The sequence below is a fragment of the Metabacillus sp. RB-C-LZQ-3-1 genome (assembly GCF_058315175.1).
Genome location: NZ_JBZFLI010000005.1, coordinates 103,666 through 120,992 on the forward strand (window position 1 = coordinate 103,666; position 17,327 = coordinate 120,992).

Genomic DNA, 17,327 nt, shown 5'->3' on the forward strand with positions numbered 1-17,327 from the left:
AGACACCTTTAAAAGTGTCTCATTAAGAATTTTCTTTATTAAGTTCCTTAACCTTCTTGGGAACCCATTCAATGTGTTTCTTTATCTTAACTGAATTTATCCTACTTCAACCTCATTACTATATTCACTTCCACAATGTTTGCATATGGTTGCTTCAACTTTTATTTTCTCAGCACATCTAGGACATTTTTTTCTAAACTTAGGTAGAAATAAAATAATTAAGATTCCAATTCCGCCAAGGAGCAACCCCCACAAGCCCCAATTGAAGATAGGTCTATCTTTCCATTTAGCTAACAGCATACATAAAGCTGATGAAAATATAGCTCCGACAATGAAATCCGTAAATGTCATATTAATTACCTCTAATCATTTTCTTTATTACGTTCCTTAGCTTTTTGAGCTACCCACTCAAAGTGCTTTTTTATCTCAATCATGTCTTCTGGTGATAGGTTCTTCCATTCTTCAATATCAAAGAAACCTGAGTCTTCAACTCCAGCTTCTTTCATAAGGTCAATTATTTCAGTTAGAGAATCATTATTATCTTTCTTTTGTTGGTTTTTTATCATTGCATTTTCTAAAATATCAGCAAAATATTCTCCCTTACTTTCAGAAATGTTGTTCATACGTAAAACAGGTATTCCCGTTTGAAGTGATGATGTCTGATTTTCAAGTGCTTGCCGATATCTTTCAGAGAAATTCGAAAAAACTTCGTTTATACTTTCAACTTCTTTTTCACTTAGTCTTATTTTACCTGATTCCCATTTATCAATAAGGTCTTCACTTACATTTAACTCATTAGCTAACTCATTAGGAGTCAATCCACAGAATTCACGTGCTCTTTTTAGGTTTTGACGAATAAGTAATTGAGGAGTGAAGTGTCCTTCACCCTTTATTAAAAAATCAATTGAAACATTAAAATACTCTGCTAATTTTTCAAGTATTTCTAAATCTGGTTCTACTCTATTATTTTCATAGTGCGAGTATCTCGCTCTTGAAACGTCTAGCGCTTTTGATACTTCTTCTTGTGTTCTTTTGCCTCTTAATTTTTTTAAACGATCTCCAAGAGTCGAATCTTTCAAATTAATCACCACCAATGTTTTCACCTCCAATTATAAACAAGTAGTGATAACTTTTGTATCGTTGATAAAAAATTTTTCAAAAACGTATTGACGATAAAAAAGTTATCATTTATATTTGTGTTAACGATAAAAAACTTATCAAGAAAGGAGAGTAAAAATGGAAAGAATCCTTTTAAAAGAACTTAGAGAAAAAAAGAAACTAACTCAACAAGGACTGGCTGAAGATATAGGGATTTCAACTATCTATGTCCGTAAACTTGAAAAAGGCGTGGTTAATCCAGGAAGAACTACGATGATAAAATATGAAAAATATTTTAACAAAAGTATGAAAGAGCTATTTCCTGATCTTTTTTTTGAAGGTGATGATAAAAAATTTATCAATGCTAATTTAGCTTAAGAAGATCATTATGAATGACATAAAAGAAATGCTCCGAATCTCAGATATTCGTACTGACATTCTAACCATTGCTTTTTGTCTTATAGATGATCCTAAGTATTCCAAAGAAGATGCAGCAGAATCTCTAGTTAAATTCCTAGAAAAAACACGAATTGTAATGAGGTGAACAGAATGCCTGCAAGCGCATTGATCCACCCGCATAAACATATCCCAAGGGGGAATGCGGGCATGGATAAACCAAAAAAAGAATATCATTACGGCAACTCAATAGTGATTATCCACTCACCACTTGTCAACATGAGCAATAAAGAGCAAAAGCAATGGTTCGATGAAGAATGGGAGAAAGGTAATCCTATCTTAAAGGAAATTGCAGCTGCTGTTCATGATTGTTATCAAAATTAACTTTAATAAAAATTTTACATTCTACAACTGAATAAAAATGGAGGAGAACATATGTCGAACAAACCATATTCTTTACACAACCTAAATTTCGAAATGAGAGATGTAAGAATTCAAACAGGGTTCAGCCAAAACGCTCTAGGTAAGGTAATCAATCGTACTCAAAAGCAAATTAGCGAAATTGAAAATGGGTTGGTTGAACCATCGCCTGATTTAGCCATTAAGTGGTTTACAGCTTTAGGTGCTTTTGAACACGTTGATCTAGTTCACTACATATACAACTTGCATCCACTTGCAGCTGCACCTGTTGATCCAAGACTAAATGAAGATTTGGATAGAGCAATTTTAAATCTAAAACAACAAATCAAACATGCTTTAAACTCGATTGACAAAATTGAAGAATGGATATCTGAGCTTAGACCTGGAAGTGTAACGGAAGTACCTATGCATGAATTTAAAGAAATTTATGATTTGGGACCAGGCATGAGAACAACATTATATGCCTTAAATCGAGAATTCGGTATTGATCTAAAATCACTTTCAGATGATTGGACAATAAAATCCTTAGCAACAAGAGTTGCCATGCCAAGATATGAAGAACGAAAACTAGTCAATATTTAGGAGGAAATCATGAAGGAAACTATTAAACTAACAAAATTCCAAAAAGATATGATCACCATCTCAATGAGAAATTTCCGCAACACTCAAAACGGTATTGGTAAAAAGCTGTTTGATATCAGTTATCTAAAAATACAAGACATGAATGAACAAGTAGAGCTTGATGGAATGGAAATGATTTATATTGCTCAATCATTAAGGTTTCAAAGTAAGCAATTTGCTCAAACAGGAAGAAATGAACTTGCAAGGTTATATCGTGGTTACGGTGATCAAATTGAAGAGGTTAGAAAGGCTTTTCAAATGAGGAACATGCCTGAAATTCTAAAAAATAAAAAAGCAGCAAGTGCTGGCACACTCACTGCTTAAATCAAATTCACTACTATGCTTAGGTTGATATAAGTTTATCATTTCTTTGATAATTCGACAAGATCTTTCTAGTTCTTGTCGTCATAGTTAGGAGTGTACTCTACCCCCTTTACCCCAAAAAGAGTATTCATTCCACTCCTGGCTATGACGATGCGAACTTGTTATTAATACATATGCCATTTAAGGACAAGCTATGCATCAATTTTATAAAAAGGAGGTTTTGTTTATGAGCACTCCAGCAGTGTGTGTGTTGTTTTTCGTTGTTGGAAGTTCTTTAATCATGTGGTTTTTAGTTAATGGTTTTAGAAGGAGGAAAGTATGATCTACGAAGTTGATTTTGCAGTAAAAGAAAAAAGCAATATCAAAACGATTTTCTCTACATTAGTGTTTGCCCACACTGTTAGTCAATGTAAAGAACGAGCGTTTGAAATTGCTGAAGAAAGAAATTTAAAAAACTCACAGGTTTATATTCAAGAATTAATTATTCCACAAGACTAGAAATCTGTAAAGGAAGTGAATGGAACAAAATGGAGTTTAGACAGCAGATTCTAGACACTGTCACTGCATTTACAGGACAGAACAATGTAATTACCATCAATGTGGTTTTCGTTGATTTTCTTGGAGATATTGAGTCAGCACTAATGTTATCTCAAATACTCTATTGGTCTGATCGCACTAAATCTAAGGATGGGTATTTCTATAAATCAGACAGCGATTGGTCAAATGAAATAAAACTTAGTAAGTATTCCATCCGAAAAGCACGTTCAAAATTAGAAAAATTAAAAATTATTGACACAAAAGTGAAAAAGGCTGAAGGAAATCCAACTGTACATTACCTGTTGAATAAAAACATCTTTGTTGAACTTTTCATTTCCTTTTTGCGAAATCGAAAAAACAGGATTTCGAAATCAGAAAATGAAAAGTTTGAATCCAAAAGATCTTTAACAGAGATTACTACAGAGATTACTACAGATTATACCACTACTAATAACGCACACATGGGAGAAAGTGACGGGGTGCCTACAACCGACCTTTTACATGGTGATCCTACACACATAACCGTAGGAGAAATATCACATACTCCTGAAAACGAAGGTGAATTATTAGATTATTATATTCATCTTCGCGCAAATGGCTTTTCTTACTCACCTAACGATGTATCGGCTGCTAAAGAGATTCTAAGTGCTGGTGTCCCAGTAGAGAAAGCGAAAGTATGGTTATCTGAATGTTTTTCTGCATACAAGCCCAAACATCCTAGGGATAAGATCAACGGATTGAGCTATTGTGTTGGCTACATCTTAGACAAGCATCAATTGGAACAGAGCTTTAGGGAGGAGGCAGGAAATGAAGCCAAGGTTCACAAGCATCGATCAGGCAATGGAGCATCTTCTAGAAAAAGCAAATCATATGAGGATGCAATGCGAGAGCTTAAATCAGACAGAGACGCTTGGTCATGATTATAAGTGCTCAAAGTGTCAGGATAAGCAATTCATCCTAAAAAAGACTGCTGTATACGGAGAAGATGGAGAGCAACTTAAATGGCCTAATGGAACCTTACGTTTTGAAGAAACTGCTTCGGAATGCGAATGTTTAGAACAAAGCAGAATAAAGACCCGATTCAAAAATGCTCTTATCCCAAACGAATTCCAAGATGCTAGATTTGATAATTTCATTAGGGACTCATTAGTACAAACAACTATGTACAACACCATGACAGATTATCTCAAAAACTTCCAGGAACTGAATAAATCACCGATTAACAGTCTTGGTTTCATAGCTGTATTTGGAGAACAAAGATTAAAACAACTTCCAAGTGATCAAAGACTGATTGCTAAGAGAGAACACAATAATTTTGGTCTCGGAAAGACTCATTTACAGATCGCAGCTGCCAAATGGTTAATGAAAAAAGCTCGAATAGAGGAAAAACTTACTGAATTTGGTGAAGTGAGAATAACCGTAAGAGGTTGTAGGGTCCTTTGTGTATCGGATGTTACTTTCATGGAAGATCTAACGGCAGCCAAAATGGCTGGTGACGGAGGCTTAGAGTTTCGGAGATTGATAGATACAGCTAGTAAATGGGCAGACGTCCTTATATGGGATGATATCGGAAAGAGTAAATGGACTGAAACAAGAGAAGGGTTATACTACCAAATTATCAATGAGCGATACCGAAATAATAAACCCATTATTTTCAGCAGTAATGAAGATAAGGGAACGTTAAGTGAAAAAATCGGTTATGCAGCATCCAGTAGACTGTTCAGCATGACTGATAAGTATTTACTTGAGGTTGAAGGAGAAGATCAGCGATTGAAAAGAAAGGAGAAAGTACATGTGTAAATTATGTAATGGCACAAGAGTTGTTCATGACGATAATCATTCATCAATCACCTTCCATACATGCCCAAACTGTGGACCGTATAAGGAAGGCGCTGAACGAAATGAGAGATACAGACAGGTTAGACATTTAATTGAAATGCACAAGATCCGGTTGGGCATGAAATCAGCATGAACTATCCTCTTTGGATTAGGTTGCATTACACAATGTTTTATCGTTCTAAAAAAACCATTGGTTACACAAAATCAGTTACCAGCGAACAGGATTTTATCAATTTCATCAATCGAATTCCTCTAGAACAATCGATGATCATTAAGTTAGAAGTTAATGGTCGGGAGTACACCATCGATAAACTAGATAAAATTTTTAAAAAAGCAATCTCTCAAAGGGAGGAAGCAATATGAAACAAGGAAAACGTCCAACTAGGGCGCAGAAGAAAATATTAGTTTCAGCAGGTTTAAATCCAAATAATTGGTTAGTTGAAAAAAATCTTATCCACGATCAAAAGTTGCATTTAGTTCATCGTGAAACAGGAAAGCCAAGAGTGATTGTGGTGTGAAGAAATGAAATTAGCCGAAAAATATTTACTTAGTCTTATCAAGAAAGAACCAGTTAAGGTAAGACAAATGATTTCAACAATGGACACTTTGGATCTGAAAACAAAATCTCAAATAACAGCATTAACGTATATGTACGAAAAACCAGAAGATCATGAGCTAAGGAAAGTAATTCCTGTTCATAAATTGGAGGAGAAGATATGAGTATAGGCAAACTTGCTAGGTTCTTTTATAAGTCTGCTAGGTTCCTAGGAGATGTAAATGCAGCACGTAAAGGTACTCTCCATAAGCGCATTGCAAATAGAACCATTAAGAAAAAATTCTTCTAGGAGGGGATCAGCTTGGGAAAAAAAATCCCGTAATTGTAAAGGCTCGCCAAGAAGGATATAACGATGGTTTTAAGATTGGGTTTGAGCAAAGCGCTACATCAGGGAGGAATACTGCAGTACAAATATTAGCTGCAAGATTTAGTGGATTAGAAAACGTCCCAGGTATTGGTCCTAAATTATTAGATAAAATCGTAAAGCATTTCGGCCATGAATATTTTCAGGAGGTACCAGATGAATATAAAGAAATTGTTCGAGATGCAGAAGGTTCTCGATGATCATATTTTACAAGAACAAGGATTAAAGGAAGCACCTTTTGAGAAACGTTGTCTAGCTTTAATTGTAGAACTTGGGGAATGTGCCAATGAGGAAAAGTCCTTTAAATACTGGAAAGTTCCTGAGAAAAGGAAACCTAATATTAGAGCTCTTAGAAATCCAGCTATGATGCCAGAGGATCAAGAATGGTACAATCCCTTGCTTGATGAATACGTTGACTGTCTTCATTTCATTGTTTCTCTTGGTATAACAATTGGTATTGTTCAAGAAAAAGTATTACCAGTAAGTATTGATTGGGAAAATTTGAAAGAGAAACATTTAACCGATTATATCCTAAATTTAATTCGAAAGGTTACTAATTTAATTTATAGAAGAACAAGAACATCTTGGTTTGAAATCTACAAGGATTTCTACATCTTAGGTATCATGCTTGGATTTACTTCTGAGGAGATTGAACAAGCGTATATGGCTAAAAATAAGATTAACCATGAACGCCAGGAATCCGGTTATTAAAATTATGCAGCAACTATCAATCTTTGATGTTATTGAAACTATCCCTCAAGCTGGTGATCGGATTGAAACCAAGCATGGAATGATTAGAATCATTGGCACTCGAAAAGTTTGGAAAACAGATACAGAAATAATTTTATTTGCAGACTCTAAAAAAACCTTATTAGGAATGACGCTAAGTGAATTGCACAGGTACATTGAAGGTGGAGAAATAAGCTAGGGAATTGATGAAAATAGCGAAGGAGGAATAAAATTGGGAATTAATTTTCTTGAAGAAGCTAAAGAAGAAATCAAAAATGAGTGGTTTGAAAACCATGTAGCAGAAATAGAAGGCGAAGAAGGTCTACAAGTCATTCACTGGGGAGAACCAGGAACAAGTATGTATAGAGCTAAGTATGTGTTATCTGGTTACAATGTTTTCATTTCAGGTGATATTGGTGAAGCTGTTTATTCCCTTACATGTGCAGCAACCTTAAAAAATCTTAAGGGATTTAATTTAAGTTATTTCACAGGCAAACTATCTGCTTACTGTGAAGATCGATGGGACTTCAATGGTGAATTAGCAAAGAAACAACTTAAAGATCATTGGGAAGAGTACGATATGTTCGATACTGAAGATGGTCAAGAAATTTATGACGGTATCTTAAATGCTATTAATGAAAGTACATCAATGGATGCTTATCACGCTTGGTTAATGCCTGTTTACAATGATACTTCTGCAGATTCAGAGACAATGGAATGTGTGTGGGATTTTGGTCAAAGAATGCCATATCGTTTAATCGGGTATTGGGTTGGTTTGCAAATGGCTATTGAGCAATTGTTAAGTAAAAAAGAAATGGAGATGGTGAAATGAATAAACAATGGATTGTTTATTGCAGCTCCGTTGATTTGTATTACTTTGACACCTATGAAGAAGCATTAAAAGAATATGAATCTTTAAAAAAAGAATTGATGGCTGAGGGTCATGAAGCAGGTACACAAGTGCATCTTTTAGAGTCAATTAAAGTCGCTACTTCTGTAGTCGATGAAGAAAAAACGAAAAAAGAGGGCAGCCCAAAAGACAACGGTTTTGACTTTGATAATTGGGCGAAATGGGAAGAATTAAATAGCACGATTGAATGGGAAAAATCTTATGAAAAGGAATCATTGCGACAAGGGATGGTTATTAAAACTTTAACGGAAATTATAGCCAGGAATTTAGTTGCTTGGGATACTTCGAAAGATAAACGAGAAGGTTTGCTTCCTGAAATATATTTATGGAACAAGCATTGGTATAAGAAGCTGACTGGTGAAGATTATTTCCAGCATAAAGCCATTAAAAAATTCGGCTTAGATTAATTCGCAATCCAAATAAATACCGAAGGAGTTGAAGGGAATGAAAGAAATAATAACAGTAGAGGAATTCTCGGATTTTGTTAAATTTATGAGAGAATCTACAGGTATGGAGCGAAGAGTATTTGCTGAGGCAGTAGGTGTTAATTACAACACAATTAAGAATTGGGAACAGGCAAAAAGATTACCAAGAGATGTCTATCCGATTATAAACACGATAAGAACTATTGTGAAAACAAGACTTCAAAATAAAAGATTAATAGCATAAAAAAAGCCAAGATCTCTCTCAGCTCGACCTAATCCTATTATAACACGGGAGGGATCTTGGTGAACGGAAATATAGAAAAAATGACAGCTGAAATTGATTTAATGAAAAACGCTACTTATGTTGTAAGAGATGGTAAGTTAACAATTGTAGATGCCCTTCCAACGGGATTCGGCAAACAAATAATTACCTATCAAAACGGAAAGTGGTCCCATTACGACATATCATATTCAAAAAAATAAAGCTTACTGGAACAACCAGGAGCACTAAATGGACGTGTAATAACGTTTATTTAGTGCTCTTTTTATTTTATTCAGGAGGGATAAGAATGATTGCTAAACAGATCACTAAATTTACTCAAGAACTTAATGAAAAAGAAGTAATCAATTTAACCATTAATGAATTAAAGAATTATAGAGCACTTAAAGTTCAAATCGAAAACAAAATCGAACAAAAGAACGCTGGTGTAATCAACCTTTTTCCTTCAGTAAGAAAAGAAGATCAAATGAAAAATGAACTTAAAGTAAAGCAGGTTGAGAGAGCGTTGGAAAATAGTCTTGATTATACAGAAAGAAAGATTGTTGATATGAAATATCTTTCTTCACACGAAGTTAACGATATTAATATATATCTTGAACTTGGTTTGAAGAAAGGGAAATTTTACGAAAAGAAACGGACCGCAATTCTAACGATAGCTACTGCATTAGGAATAATTTAACAGACAAATTTCGAACAAAAACCGGACAAAAAAGGTACCAAATTGGGGACCTTTTTATTTTTTTGTAAAAGTTAACATTTGATTATAAGAAAATATCTCGGAGATGCACCAACTCCATTAACAAGGTGTACTCGAGTGTATCGAATGACTTTGAAGGTTACCGGTTGATTTTACAGGGGGAATAACTGGAGTCTAGCAGTATTGCGCACGATAGCTACGGGGATGCAAAGTGTGAAAGTCCTTTGCAAAGGATGCTGTGAATTGCAGCTGCCTTTCCTATAATCATTGGCCATTCCTCCTGGGTGATTAATTAGGATAGGATAAACCTAAAAATGAACAAGCAAATAGCATAAGGTGGTGCTTAATTTATAAAAGCGTGGTGATTAAATGAATATTGTACAACCAATACGTGATAAAGAATTAATCCAAGAAATAAAGGATTATTTAAAAGAACAGAGCGAACGAAATTATATTCTTTTTCTGTTAGGGATCAACACAGGATTAAGGATAAAAGATATATTATCTTTACGTGTTCGTGATGTAGAAGGTTGGAGCATTTACATCAAAGAAGCTAAAACAGATAAATACAATGAAATTTTTATGCCACCTAAAACTAAGAAAGCAGTACGTGAATATGTAAAAGGCAAGGACAAAAATGAATTTTTATTCAAGAGTCGTCAAGGAAAGAATAAACCAATTAGTGTCAGTATGGCGTATATTATTTTAAGACAAGTTGCTGAAGAATTTGGTTTAGAAAGAATTGGCTGCCATTCATTGAGAAAGACATATGGATATCATCATTATAGAACCCATAATAATGTAGTTGCATTAATGAAAATGCTCAATCATAGCGATCCAGAAATCACTTTACGGTATATCGGAGTGGTCCAAGATGACCTAAATAAGCTACAGAAGAAGTTAGATATTTAAACTTCTCTTTTTTTATGTCTTTTTTCAGTTCATTACAAAAGTATTTATTCAAACTCAATTTTAAAAAGTGGATTGAACATAGATGTTTAAAGGCTTCTAGGAGATCATATGAGTTTGCTTCCCTATGTATTGTAGTGAACTCATTATCATGAAATTAGAGTCGAAATTGAATCGGAACAGGGCTGAAAAGGTTAAATAAGTGTTGTGTAAATAAATTAATTTATATAAGGAGTTGTGATAAAATGGAATAAGAAATAAATGGAAGGGTTGGGGGAGCAATGGAATTTAATCAAAAGGAAATAAAAAGGGCATTAAGAGATTTAGAGAAATCAATAACTTCATTACAGATTTCTGGAGTTAAAGTCTACCATACTAGAGTTAAAGAGTTAATTCAATTAATTACACATAATAAAGTTTTAAGCTATATCGTAGGACCATATTTAGTTATGAAAGTTGATTTTGAAAGTATAGAAAATGCTCCACATGGTGATTGGTTTGACCTTCAACTTCCTGTAGAAAAAGATTTACAAATAGCTTACGCTTTGCAAATAATGAAACGAGCATCAGAAGGAGAATTCCCTATTGAGAATTATGCGTTACAAATATTTGTTGAAAAACGATTTATTGATAATATCAATAAATGGAATGAGCAAATTCTTTTCCCTTGTCTGGATATTTTAATGGACAAGCTAAATGATTTGGTTGAGGATGAGGTTGAGGGGAAGCAAAATGTAGAGGCTGCCTCTTTACAAATTATAAATTATGGCAACATAACTGCTGATCATGGTAATGTTGCTTTAGGGAAAGATATCTCTCAAAGATTAACTATAGGAGAACTTTCAGGTAAAATAGTGAAACAAGCATTAGAACAAGGGGTAATAAATGAAACCCAAGTTGACCAAGTTAAAGCTATAACAGATGAGATCGAGACAGAATTACAGAGTAGCAATCCTTCGGAAGGTAAACTTAAACAATTGGCAACTAGGATTTATGAGACAGGTTCTAAAGGTTTATTAACCCTCACAACTAATGTTATTACAAACCCCAAATGGGGAGAGGCAGTTACTGCATTTTTGATGGGGTTAATACCATGAAAAAATTAAGAATTATTTATAAAATATTAAAAAGTCTTGATGAGGGTAAGGAAGTTAATAAAGGGGATTATGATGTAAAAAACGAAGAATGGGGAGAAATTGCAGAATTAATTCTTGATGAAGAACTGGCAAAAGGAATAACAGTTACTAGAGGAGGACGTGGTAATAAACCTCTAATAGTCTGGTACAATGGTGCAAAGATTACAATAAAGGGACTACAATTCTTGGAAGATAATGATGCACTTGCTTAATTACAATAAATATATGTTTAGAAAAGCATCTCTTAGGATGCTTTTTTTATGGGGTGAATGACAGTTGATTATTGAAGAGTTAACAAGATTTATAAAAAACGGAAATCTAATGAAATTTTATAAGTCGAGAGAGTGGATTTCACTTAGGAAAGAAGCATTGAGAAGAGACAATAATGAATGTCAATTGTGTAAACATAACGGAAAGTATAAGAGAGCTGAAAACGTTCATCACATAAAAGAAGTAAAGACTTATCCACATCTTGCTCTTACATTAGATAACCTGCAATGTCTTTGTATTAGATGTCATAACGAAGTACATGACCGATTGGACCAAGAGAAAAATAAGTTACCTAAATTTATGAACAAGGAACGATGGTAATACCCCCCGGTCAAAAAATTCATCATTTATTTGGGGAACCTTTCAACGGGGAAGGGTGAGGATTATTTAGCTGCGAGCAGTTTTCACTATTAAATTTTAGGAGGTAATTGGAAATAAAGTGGAAGGAGGGAGTGGAAATTGGCGAGAAATAGTAAAGCACAAAGAAAGCGAATCGAAAAAGATTTGTTGAGTCAATTAGAAGAGAAATGGATAACTGGTTCTCACTACACCGATCTTGTCCAAGACTATTTATCTCTTTGGGATGTAAAGAACGAATTGATTGAAGATATCAAAACAAAGGGAATAAAAGTTTCTGGAATGCACGGACCTAAATCTAATCCTTCTATTAATGAATTAAACAAGACAAATGCTCAAATGTTGAAAATTTTATCTGAGCTCGGGTTAAAGGCATCTGCCGAACAGAAAGATGATGACGATGACTTCTAACATAATTTTCAACGAGCATATCGATGCTTATATGCAGCAAGTGAAAATCGGAAAAATTAAAGCATCAAAAGAAGTAAAGCTATTGATTCTATACCTTGAGAAAAAACTAACAGAAGAAAATGACTTAATTTACATCGACCATAATGAGATAAATGCAGCAATCAATCACATTGAAAAATATTTTCCTTTTAAACTCCTACTCTGGCAGAAATTTGTTACTGCATTTGTTGTAGGAATTTTTTATAAAGAAGATGACTCATTAGTATTTAATGAGTTTTTTTTAATGATGGGTCGTGGAGCTGGAAAGAATGGTTTCATTGCAGCACTTTGTTTCTATCTAATCTCCAAGCAGAAAATTAGAAAATATGATGTTGCGATTGTTGCAACTAACCAGAAGCAAGCAAAGACCTCATTTATGGATGTTTGGGAAGTTCTTGATGACCACTGGAAAAAACTAAGTAAATACTTCAAGCGTACTTTAGAAGTAATTGGATTTTATAAAACGAAATCTAAACTTGAATATTTTACAAATAACGCGAAAACAAAAGATGGTCTAAGACCAGGTGCTGTAATCTTTGATGAAGTACATGCTTATGAGAGTGAAGATAATATTAAAGTATTTACTTCTGCATTAGGTAAAGTACCTAGACCTCGTCGTTTTTACATTACAACAGATGGAAATATACGTGACGGTTTTCTTGATCATATGAAAGAGGAAGCAAAAATGCTATTAAAGGGTGAAATAAAAAACAGTCGTTTATTTCCTTTCATATGCAAACTTGATTCTCCAGAAGAAGTTCATGATAAAAGCAATTGGGAAAAAGCTAACCCATCGATAAATTATTTTCCACATCTAAGATTGGAAATGGAAACAGAGTATAATAACATTGAACATAGAAAATCTGCAAAGCTTGAGTTCATGACAAAGAGGATGAACATACCATCACAAGATGCATATGATCTTGTTGCGGAATGGGAAAAGATTGCTGCAACAAATCAAGAAATACCAGATTTAAGAGGAATGGAATCTATAGGTGCTGTTGACTATGCAGATACAACAGACTTTGCTGGAGTAGGATTACTCTTTAAAAAAGGAGAAAAGCGTTATTGGATCCATCACACATTCATTAACAAAAAGTCACTAGACCTGAACAATTTCAAAGTGGATATTGAACTTGCTAAAGAACAAGGCTTAGTAACTATCGTTAAGGATGAAACTATTAAGCCAGAATATATTGTCAATTGGTTCGCTGAGCAAGCTAAAAAATATAAGATAAAAATGATTGCTGGTGATATGTACCGGATCAATTATTTAAAAGAGGCATTTGAAAAGGCTGGTTATTCTAATCTTGTTATGGCAAGAAGTGGTTCTAAAACCCACACGCAATTACAGCCAATTGTAGAAGACCTTTTTGCCTATGGGAACCTTGTTTATGGCGATGATTTGATGATGAGGTGGTACACAAATAACGTCTACATCAAAAGAGATCCTAAACAAAATATTACGTATGAAAAAATTGAGCCACGTCTTAGAAAGACTGATGGCTTTTTTGCGTTTCTCCATGCTTTGCAATTTGATGGAGAACTAAAAGAACAAAAAAATGTAAAGCCGATGAAAGCTATGGTTTTTTAAAGGGGGTGTGAAATATTGGGTCTATTTAGTTTCTTTAAAAGCTGGTTCTCTCCAGAAGGAAATCTCAATGAAGGAATATTTATTGATCTAACTGTGGAATATCATGTTAGAAAATTAGCTGTACAAACTTGTGTGAATTTAATAGCTAATACTTTAACACGTTCTCAATTCAGGACATATGAAAATGGAAAAGAAACTATAGGGAACAATCATTATCTTTTTAATGTACAACCTAACCAGAATCAAAACTCAAGTCAGTTTTTTCATGAATTTGTATCAAAATTAGTTTATGAAAATGAATGTCTAGTAATTATGTGGAGAGATCAGCTCTATGTAGCGGATTCGTTTGAATGTAAAAAATATGCGTTTTTTGAAAACGTATATAGCAATATCGTTGTGAATGGTTACCAATTAAATAAAAGTTTTTCAGAGAGTGAAGTATTATTTTTTAAACTAAACAATCAAAGCATTCGAAGAGTAATAGATGATTTGTATGCAAGCTACGGAAAATTAATTACTGCTTCCATGAATTATTATAAGCGTTCGAATGCTATGAGAGTAAAACTAGGCATGGAGGGTAATTTCTCACAAACAGATGAAGATCAGGAAGTTCGAGAAGAAATGTTCAACGCACAGCTGAAACGTTTCTTAGAAGCAGAAGGAGCTGCTGCATTACCTTTACAAGATGGTATCTCATTGGATGAACTGACCAATTTATCTAATAGTGGTAGAACTAGTCGTGATGTTAGAGCATTAGTTGATGATATTTTTGATTTTGTAAGTATGGGTTTTCATGTACCAAAGGGATTACTCAAAGGGGATTTAGCCGATGTTGGGGCACAAACAGATAATTTTATCATGTTCTGTATTGCACCGATAGCTGAGTTAATTGAAGATGAGGTCAACAGAAAGGTTTATACAAAAGCTGATTATATAAAACGGACATACTTTAAAGTTGATACCAGGTTTATAAAATATATAGATATTGTTCAATTAGCTAACGCACTCGACAAGTTATTATCAAGTGGAACTCATTCAGTAAATGAAAATAGATTTTTGATTGGAGATGAGCCAATTGATGAAGAATGGGCTGATAAACATCATATTACAAAGAACTATATGGAAGTTGAAGAATATATGAGAGGAGGTGAGCGTACATGAAGTTGAAACGTTTTAAGAATGAAAAGTACAACAACATTGCTTCTAGTATTGAACATGAGTTTAAAGCTGAAGCTGTTGGTGATTCCACTGAAATTACCATTTATGGTGATATTGGAGAATCATGGTGGGGAGAATCAATTTCTGCAAACGATATAAAAGAAGCATTATCAAATGTAACAACTGACACTATTGTTGTTCATTTGAACAGTCCAGGTGGAGATGCTTTTGATGGTATTACAATTTACAATCAACTAAAGAATCATGATGCAAAAGTAACGATTTATGTAGATGGTTTAGCTGCAAGTGCTGCGTCTATTATTGCAATGGCAGCTGATGAACTAATTATGAATACTGGATCGATGTTAATGATCCATGAGGCATCAACTTTCACATGGGGAACTAAAACAGATATCAAGAAAACGTTAAACGCTTTGGAAGGCATTGACAAATCTTTAGCTGACATTTATATGACTCGTTATCAAGGGGATCGTTCAGAGATAGAAACAATGATTCAAAATGAAACTTGGTTCACTTCTAACGAAGCAGTTGAATTTGGACTTGCTGATAGAGTTAATGAAGTTGATGAAAATGAAGATGATGAAATTGATTCAGAAGAATTTAAAAATAAGGTTTTAAATAAATTCCGAAATAATAGATCAAAGCAGCCAATCGTTACTAATAAAAACAATCTAATGGGAAAGTTCAAGCGCCAATAAAAGGCGTTTTTAATTTGCCTAAAAACAGGAGGAATAACAAATGAAATATAAAGTTATGAAGTCACCAGAATCTTTACTAACAGTCGATCTTCAACATTTCGCTGTAAAAAATTTAGATAAACTAAAAGCACCTCTCATCGACAATAAAGATGAGCAAGTAAAGGCAATGCAAGACGCATTTGAAAGTGGAGATGCAAAAGAAGTAGCCGAAAAAATAGTTAATAATTTTGAAAACAATCTTGTTAAATTCCAAACAATTATGGAAGACACTATTAAGGAAGCTAACCAAGCAAAGGATGAAAATTGGGATGCACAGGTTTTAGCTTCCCGTGGTGTACGCATTTTGACTACAGAGGAAAAGAAGTTTTACAATGCTGCCATTGAAGTTCAATCATTTGATCAGGTAGATCAGCTAATGCCTCCAACTGTATTCGAACGAGTTTTTGAGGATCTACAAAAAGATCATCCGTTACTTTCTCTTGTAAACTTTACAAGAACAGGTGCATCAACAGCATGGGTATTACGGAAACCAGGAGCGCCTGCTGCATTCTGGGGAGAGGTAACAAGTGCAATTCAAGAAATGGTTGATGAAGGATTTCGAACTATTGAACAAGGTATGTTTAAACTTAGCGGTTTCTTAGTTGTTTCTAAGGCAATGTTTGAACTTGGACCTGAATGGTTAGATCGTTATGTCCGGACATTCATGAAGGAAGTCGTATCGGATGAATTAGAAAATGCAATTGTAAACGGTACTGGATTAAAAATGCCAATTGGTATGTTGAAAAATCCAGTAAGCGCATTAGATCCTGTAAATGGATATGCAGATAAAACACCAGTAGTTTTACCTGACTTTTCACCAGCTACAATAGGTCAAAAAATTCTAGCTCCAACGACAAAAGGCGGTACTCGTCGATATAAAGGAGTAACATTAATCGTTAATCCATTAGATTATGCGACAAAATTCTTTGCACTAGGAGCAAAACAGAAGGATGACGGTAGTTGGACATATGATAATTATTCAGTACCAGGTCTTACAATTGTTCAAGTTCCAGCCGTTCCACTTAATCGAATGATAGCAGGAAACCCGAAGGACTATTTTATGGGAGTAGCAGCCAAACAGACATTAGAGACAACGGATGTATTAAGAATGATTGAGGACCAACGTCTTTACTTAATCCGTCAACTTGCAAATGGTCGCCCGTTAGATGAAGACTCATTCACAGTTTACGATATTAGCGCTCTTGAGCCAGCCCCAACAGTTTGATATTAATCAATAAGATATAAACATTAAATTTTAAAAATAGAGGAGAGATTTACAATGCCATACAAAGTAATCAATTCATTTAGAGACAAGGAACAAGACAATGAGTTATATATGCCTGGTGAAGAGTATCCGAAAGGAGATCACAAGGCTACAAAAGAACGTATTAAAGAATTATCTTCAGTGCATCCCGAGTACAAATATGCATTTATTGAAGAAGTAAAAGAGGAAAATAATACAACGAAATCATCTCCTGAAAAATAATAGGAGGTGATTT

Annotated in this window: 31 protein-coding genes and 1 pseudogene; 29 read left to right on the plus strand and 3 right to left on the minus strand. The window is 34.2% G+C overall.

What is annotated here, in order from left to right; genetic code table 11:
* Nucleotides 1-96 precede the first annotated feature (96 nt).
* The 3 genes and pseudogenes from AC4GZ8_RS09830 to AC4GZ8_RS09840 all read right to left on the minus strand — a co-directional run.
* Entirely contained in the window at nucleotides 97-351 is a 255-nt protein-coding gene (locus tag AC4GZ8_RS09830; protein ID WP_491081677.1) for a hypothetical protein, read from the minus strand.
* Between the two features lie 11 nt (nucleotides 352-362).
* Nucleotides 363-905, minus strand: coding sequence for a helix-turn-helix domain-containing protein (locus tag AC4GZ8_RS09835; protein WP_491081908.1), 543 nt, complete (start codon nucleotides 903-905; stop codon nucleotides 363-365).
* A pseudogene (locus AC4GZ8_RS09840) lies at nucleotides 882-1,079 on the minus strand (helix-turn-helix domain-containing protein); the annotation flags it as partial. The pseudogene AC4GZ8_RS09840 and the gene AC4GZ8_RS09835, both read right to left, overlap by 24 nt.
* 157 nt (nucleotides 1,080-1,236) lie before the next feature.
* Between AC4GZ8_RS09840 and AC4GZ8_RS09845 the strand changes: the two are divergent.
* The 29 genes from AC4GZ8_RS09845 (at nucleotide 1,237) to AC4GZ8_RS09985 (ending at nucleotide 17,314) form a co-directional block, all read left to right on the plus strand.
* Nucleotides 1,237-1,476 carry a helix-turn-helix transcriptional regulator gene (locus tag AC4GZ8_RS09845; RefSeq protein WP_491081678.1) on the plus strand — a complete coding sequence of 80 codons (240 nt, stop codon included), beginning with the start codon at nucleotides 1,237-1,239 and terminating at the stop codon, nucleotides 1,474-1,476.
* Between the two features lie 10 nt (nucleotides 1,477-1,486).
* Nucleotides 1,487-1,642: a hypothetical protein gene (locus AC4GZ8_RS09850; RefSeq protein ID WP_491081679.1), complete on the plus strand. Its 156-nt coding sequence runs from the start codon at nucleotides 1,487-1,489 to the stop codon at nucleotides 1,640-1,642.
* A gap of 62 nt (nucleotides 1,643-1,704) precedes the next feature.
* The gene (locus AC4GZ8_RS09855) at nucleotides 1,705-1,878 is read left to right on the plus strand and encodes a hypothetical protein (protein ID WP_491081680.1); all 174 of its coding nucleotides are present in this window, start codon (nucleotides 1,705-1,707) and stop codon (nucleotides 1,876-1,878) included.
* Between the two features lie 51 nt (nucleotides 1,879-1,929).
* Nucleotides 1,930-2,496 (plus strand): helix-turn-helix domain-containing protein, encoded by a 567-nt coding sequence (locus tag AC4GZ8_RS09860; RefSeq protein ID WP_491081681.1) that lies wholly within the window; start codon nucleotides 1,930-1,932, stop codon nucleotides 2,494-2,496.
* Between the two features lie 9 nt (nucleotides 2,497-2,505).
* On the plus strand, nucleotides 2,506-2,859 hold the full coding sequence (locus AC4GZ8_RS09865) for a hypothetical protein (RefSeq protein ID WP_491081682.1): 354 nt from the start codon (nucleotides 2,506-2,508) through the stop codon (nucleotides 2,857-2,859).
* Between the two features lie 318 nt (nucleotides 2,860-3,177).
* The gene (locus AC4GZ8_RS09870) at nucleotides 3,178-3,357 is read left to right on the plus strand and encodes a hypothetical protein (protein WP_491081683.1); all 180 of its coding nucleotides are present in this window, start codon (nucleotides 3,178-3,180) and stop codon (nucleotides 3,355-3,357) included.
* Between the two features lie 29 nt (nucleotides 3,358-3,386).
* Entirely contained in the window at nucleotides 3,387-4,316 is a 930-nt protein-coding gene (locus AC4GZ8_RS09875) for a hypothetical protein (protein WP_491081684.1), read from the plus strand.
* Nucleotides 4,204-5,196, plus strand: a complete 993-nt coding sequence (locus AC4GZ8_RS09880; protein WP_491081685.1) for an ATP-binding protein — start codon at nucleotides 4,204-4,206, stop codon at nucleotides 5,194-5,196. The genes AC4GZ8_RS09875 and AC4GZ8_RS09880 overlap by 113 nt, the downstream gene beginning before the upstream one ends.
* On the plus strand, nucleotides 5,189-5,368 hold the full coding sequence (locus AC4GZ8_RS09885) for a hypothetical protein (protein WP_491081686.1): 180 nt from the start codon (nucleotides 5,189-5,191) through the stop codon (nucleotides 5,366-5,368). Before AC4GZ8_RS09880 ends, AC4GZ8_RS09885 begins: the two co-directional genes overlap by 8 nt.
* 226 nt (nucleotides 5,369-5,594) lie before the next feature.
* Nucleotides 5,595-5,753, plus strand: coding sequence for a DUF6906 family protein (locus AC4GZ8_RS09890; protein ID WP_491081687.1), 159 nt, complete (start codon nucleotides 5,595-5,597; stop codon nucleotides 5,751-5,753).
* 4 nt (nucleotides 5,754-5,757) lie between these two features.
* Nucleotides 5,758-5,955 (plus strand): hypothetical protein, encoded by a 198-nt coding sequence (locus tag AC4GZ8_RS09895; RefSeq protein WP_491081688.1) that lies wholly within the window; start codon nucleotides 5,758-5,760, stop codon nucleotides 5,953-5,955.
* Nucleotides 5,952-6,080, plus strand: a complete 129-nt coding sequence (locus AC4GZ8_RS09900) for a hypothetical protein (RefSeq protein ID WP_491081689.1) — start codon at nucleotides 5,952-5,954, stop codon at nucleotides 6,078-6,080. The genes AC4GZ8_RS09895 and AC4GZ8_RS09900 overlap by 4 nt, the downstream gene beginning before the upstream one ends.
* 231 nt (nucleotides 6,081-6,311) lie before the next feature.
* Nucleotides 6,312-6,866, plus strand: a complete 555-nt coding sequence (locus AC4GZ8_RS09905; protein WP_491081690.1) for a dUTP diphosphatase — start codon at nucleotides 6,312-6,314, stop codon at nucleotides 6,864-6,866.
* A 4-nt stretch (nucleotides 6,867-6,870) separates the two neighbouring features.
* On the plus strand, nucleotides 6,871-7,083 hold the full coding sequence (locus AC4GZ8_RS09910; protein WP_491081691.1) for a hypothetical protein: 213 nt from the start codon (nucleotides 6,871-6,873) through the stop codon (nucleotides 7,081-7,083).
* 39 nt (nucleotides 7,084-7,122) lie between these two features.
* Nucleotides 7,123-7,716, plus strand: coding sequence for a hypothetical protein (locus AC4GZ8_RS09915; RefSeq protein WP_491081909.1), 594 nt, complete (start codon nucleotides 7,123-7,125; stop codon nucleotides 7,714-7,716).
* The gene (locus tag AC4GZ8_RS09920; RefSeq protein ID WP_491081692.1) at nucleotides 7,713-8,201 is read left to right on the plus strand and encodes a hypothetical protein; all 489 of its coding nucleotides are present in this window, start codon (nucleotides 7,713-7,715) and stop codon (nucleotides 8,199-8,201) included. The genes AC4GZ8_RS09915 and AC4GZ8_RS09920 overlap by 4 nt, the downstream gene beginning before the upstream one ends.
* A 37-nt stretch (nucleotides 8,202-8,238) precedes the next feature.
* Nucleotides 8,239-8,463 (plus strand): helix-turn-helix domain-containing protein, encoded by a 225-nt coding sequence (locus tag AC4GZ8_RS09925; RefSeq protein ID WP_491081693.1) that lies wholly within the window; start codon nucleotides 8,239-8,241, stop codon nucleotides 8,461-8,463.
* 59 nt (nucleotides 8,464-8,522) lie between these two features.
* Nucleotides 8,523-8,702, plus strand: a complete 180-nt coding sequence (locus AC4GZ8_RS09930) for a DUF3954 domain-containing protein (protein WP_491081694.1) — start codon at nucleotides 8,523-8,525, stop codon at nucleotides 8,700-8,702.
* A gap of 86 nt (nucleotides 8,703-8,788) precedes the next feature.
* Complete coding sequence (locus AC4GZ8_RS09935) at nucleotides 8,789-9,178, plus strand: ArpU family phage packaging/lysis transcriptional regulator (protein WP_491081695.1); 390 nt, start codon at nucleotides 8,789-8,791, stop codon at nucleotides 9,176-9,178.
* A gap of 387 nt (nucleotides 9,179-9,565) precedes the next feature.
* Nucleotides 9,566-10,108 carry a site-specific integrase gene (locus AC4GZ8_RS09940; protein WP_491081696.1) on the plus strand — a complete coding sequence of 181 codons (543 nt, stop codon included), beginning with the start codon at nucleotides 9,566-9,568 and terminating at the stop codon, nucleotides 10,106-10,108.
* A 278-nt stretch (nucleotides 10,109-10,386) separates the two neighbouring features.
* Nucleotides 10,387-11,202 carry a hypothetical protein gene (locus tag AC4GZ8_RS09945; RefSeq protein ID WP_491081697.1) on the plus strand — a complete coding sequence of 272 codons (816 nt, stop codon included), beginning with the start codon at nucleotides 10,387-10,389 and terminating at the stop codon, nucleotides 11,200-11,202.
* Nucleotides 11,199-11,453, plus strand: a complete 255-nt coding sequence (locus AC4GZ8_RS09950; protein ID WP_491081698.1) for a YjcQ family protein — start codon at nucleotides 11,199-11,201, stop codon at nucleotides 11,451-11,453. The genes AC4GZ8_RS09945 and AC4GZ8_RS09950 overlap by 4 nt, the downstream gene beginning before the upstream one ends.
* Before the next feature lie 109 nt (nucleotides 11,454-11,562).
* On the plus strand, nucleotides 11,563-11,832 hold the full coding sequence (locus tag AC4GZ8_RS09955; RefSeq protein ID WP_491081910.1) for an HNH endonuclease: 270 nt from the start codon (nucleotides 11,563-11,565) through the stop codon (nucleotides 11,830-11,832).
* Between the two features lie 138 nt (nucleotides 11,833-11,970).
* Nucleotides 11,971-12,279 carry a P27 family phage terminase small subunit gene (locus AC4GZ8_RS09960; RefSeq protein WP_491081699.1) on the plus strand — a complete coding sequence of 103 codons (309 nt, stop codon included), beginning with the start codon at nucleotides 11,971-11,973 and terminating at the stop codon, nucleotides 12,277-12,279.
* Complete coding sequence (locus AC4GZ8_RS09965; protein WP_491081700.1) at nucleotides 12,269-13,912, plus strand: terminase TerL endonuclease subunit; 1,644 nt, start codon at nucleotides 12,269-12,271, stop codon at nucleotides 13,910-13,912. The genes AC4GZ8_RS09960 and AC4GZ8_RS09965 overlap by 11 nt, the downstream gene beginning before the upstream one ends.
* Before the next feature lie 15 nt (nucleotides 13,913-13,927).
* Nucleotides 13,928-15,073 (plus strand): phage portal protein, encoded by a 1,146-nt coding sequence (locus AC4GZ8_RS09970; RefSeq protein ID WP_491081701.1) that lies wholly within the window; start codon nucleotides 13,928-13,930, stop codon nucleotides 15,071-15,073.
* Nucleotides 15,070-15,789, plus strand: coding sequence for a head maturation protease, ClpP-related (locus tag AC4GZ8_RS09975; protein ID WP_491081702.1), 720 nt, complete (start codon nucleotides 15,070-15,072; stop codon nucleotides 15,787-15,789). The genes AC4GZ8_RS09970 and AC4GZ8_RS09975 overlap by 4 nt, the downstream gene beginning before the upstream one ends.
* Nucleotides 15,790-15,829: 40 nt before the next feature.
* A complete protein-coding gene (locus AC4GZ8_RS09980) occupies nucleotides 15,830-17,053 on the plus strand; it encodes a phage major capsid protein (RefSeq protein WP_491081703.1) in 1,224 nt (407 codons plus the stop codon).
* A 54-nt stretch (nucleotides 17,054-17,107) separates the two neighbouring features.
* Nucleotides 17,108-17,314: a hypothetical protein gene (locus tag AC4GZ8_RS09985; RefSeq protein ID WP_491081704.1), complete on the plus strand. Its 207-nt coding sequence runs from the start codon at nucleotides 17,108-17,110 to the stop codon at nucleotides 17,312-17,314.
* The last annotated feature ends 13 nt before the right edge of the window (nucleotides 17,315-17,327 follow it).

Coding starts and splice junctions, on each gene's coding strand:
- AC4GZ8_RS09920 (WP_491081692.1), top strand. CDS start 7,713: ATGAATAAACAATGGATTGTTTATTGCAGCTCCGTTGATTTGTATTAC.
- AC4GZ8_RS09890 (WP_491081687.1), top strand. CDS start 5,595: ATGAAACAAGGAAAACGTCCAACTAGGGCGCAGAAGAAAATATTAGTT.
- AC4GZ8_RS09895 (WP_491081688.1), top strand. CDS start 5,758: ATGAAATTAGCCGAAAAATATTTACTTAGTCTTATCAAGAAAGAACCA.
- AC4GZ8_RS09900 (WP_491081689.1), top strand. CDS start 5,952: ATGAGTATAGGCAAACTTGCTAGGTTCTTTTATAAGTCTGCTAGGTTC.
- AC4GZ8_RS09905 (WP_491081690.1), top strand. CDS start 6,312: ATGAATATAAAGAAATTGTTCGAGATGCAGAAGGTTCTCGATGATCAT.
- AC4GZ8_RS09935 (WP_491081695.1), top strand. CDS start 8,789: ATGATTGCTAAACAGATCACTAAATTTACTCAAGAACTTAATGAAAAA.
- AC4GZ8_RS09880 (WP_491081685.1), top strand. CDS start 4,204: ATGAAGCCAAGGTTCACAAGCATCGATCAGGCAATGGAGCATCTTCTA.
- AC4GZ8_RS09985 (WP_491081704.1), top strand. CDS start 17,108: ATGCCATACAAAGTAATCAATTCATTTAGAGACAAGGAACAAGACAAT.
- AC4GZ8_RS09870 (WP_491081683.1), top strand. CDS start 3,178: ATGATCTACGAAGTTGATTTTGCAGTAAAAGAAAAAAGCAATATCAAA.
- AC4GZ8_RS09910 (WP_491081691.1), top strand. CDS start 6,871: ATGCAGCAACTATCAATCTTTGATGTTATTGAAACTATCCCTCAAGCT.
- AC4GZ8_RS09955 (WP_491081910.1), top strand. CDS start 11,563: ATGAAATTTTATAAGTCGAGAGAGTGGATTTCACTTAGGAAAGAAGCA.
- AC4GZ8_RS09940 (WP_491081696.1), top strand. CDS start 9,566: ATGAATATTGTACAACCAATACGTGATAAAGAATTAATCCAAGAAATA.
- AC4GZ8_RS09865 (WP_491081682.1), top strand. CDS start 2,506: ATGAAGGAAACTATTAAACTAACAAAATTCCAAAAAGATATGATCACC.
- AC4GZ8_RS09925 (WP_491081693.1), top strand. CDS start 8,239: ATGAAAGAAATAATAACAGTAGAGGAATTCTCGGATTTTGTTAAATTT.
- AC4GZ8_RS09980 (WP_491081703.1), top strand. CDS start 15,830: ATGAAATATAAAGTTATGAAGTCACCAGAATCTTTACTAACAGTCGAT.
- AC4GZ8_RS09945 (WP_491081697.1), top strand. CDS start 10,387: ATGGAATTTAATCAAAAGGAAATAAAAAGGGCATTAAGAGATTTAGAG.
- AC4GZ8_RS09855 (WP_491081680.1), top strand. CDS start 1,705: ATGGATAAACCAAAAAAAGAATATCATTACGGCAACTCAATAGTGATT.
- AC4GZ8_RS09850 (WP_491081679.1), top strand. CDS start 1,487: ATGAATGACATAAAAGAAATGCTCCGAATCTCAGATATTCGTACTGAC.
- AC4GZ8_RS09975 (WP_491081702.1), top strand. CDS start 15,070: ATGAAGTTGAAACGTTTTAAGAATGAAAAGTACAACAACATTGCTTCT.
- AC4GZ8_RS09845 (WP_491081678.1), top strand. CDS start 1,237: ATGGAAAGAATCCTTTTAAAAGAACTTAGAGAAAAAAAGAAACTAACT.
- AC4GZ8_RS09875 (WP_491081684.1), top strand. CDS start 3,387: ATGGAGTTTAGACAGCAGATTCTAGACACTGTCACTGCATTTACAGGA.
- AC4GZ8_RS09950 (WP_491081698.1), top strand. CDS start 11,199: ATGAAAAAATTAAGAATTATTTATAAAATATTAAAAAGTCTTGATGAG.
- AC4GZ8_RS09830 (WP_491081677.1), bottom strand. CDS start 351: ATGACATTTACGGATTTCATTGTCGGAGCTATATTTTCATCAGCTTTA.
- AC4GZ8_RS09860 (WP_491081681.1), top strand. CDS start 1,930: ATGTCGAACAAACCATATTCTTTACACAACCTAAATTTCGAAATGAGA.
- AC4GZ8_RS09885 (WP_491081686.1), top strand. CDS start 5,189: ATGTGTAAATTATGTAATGGCACAAGAGTTGTTCATGACGATAATCAT.
- AC4GZ8_RS09965 (WP_491081700.1), top strand. CDS start 12,269: ATGACTTCTAACATAATTTTCAACGAGCATATCGATGCTTATATGCAG.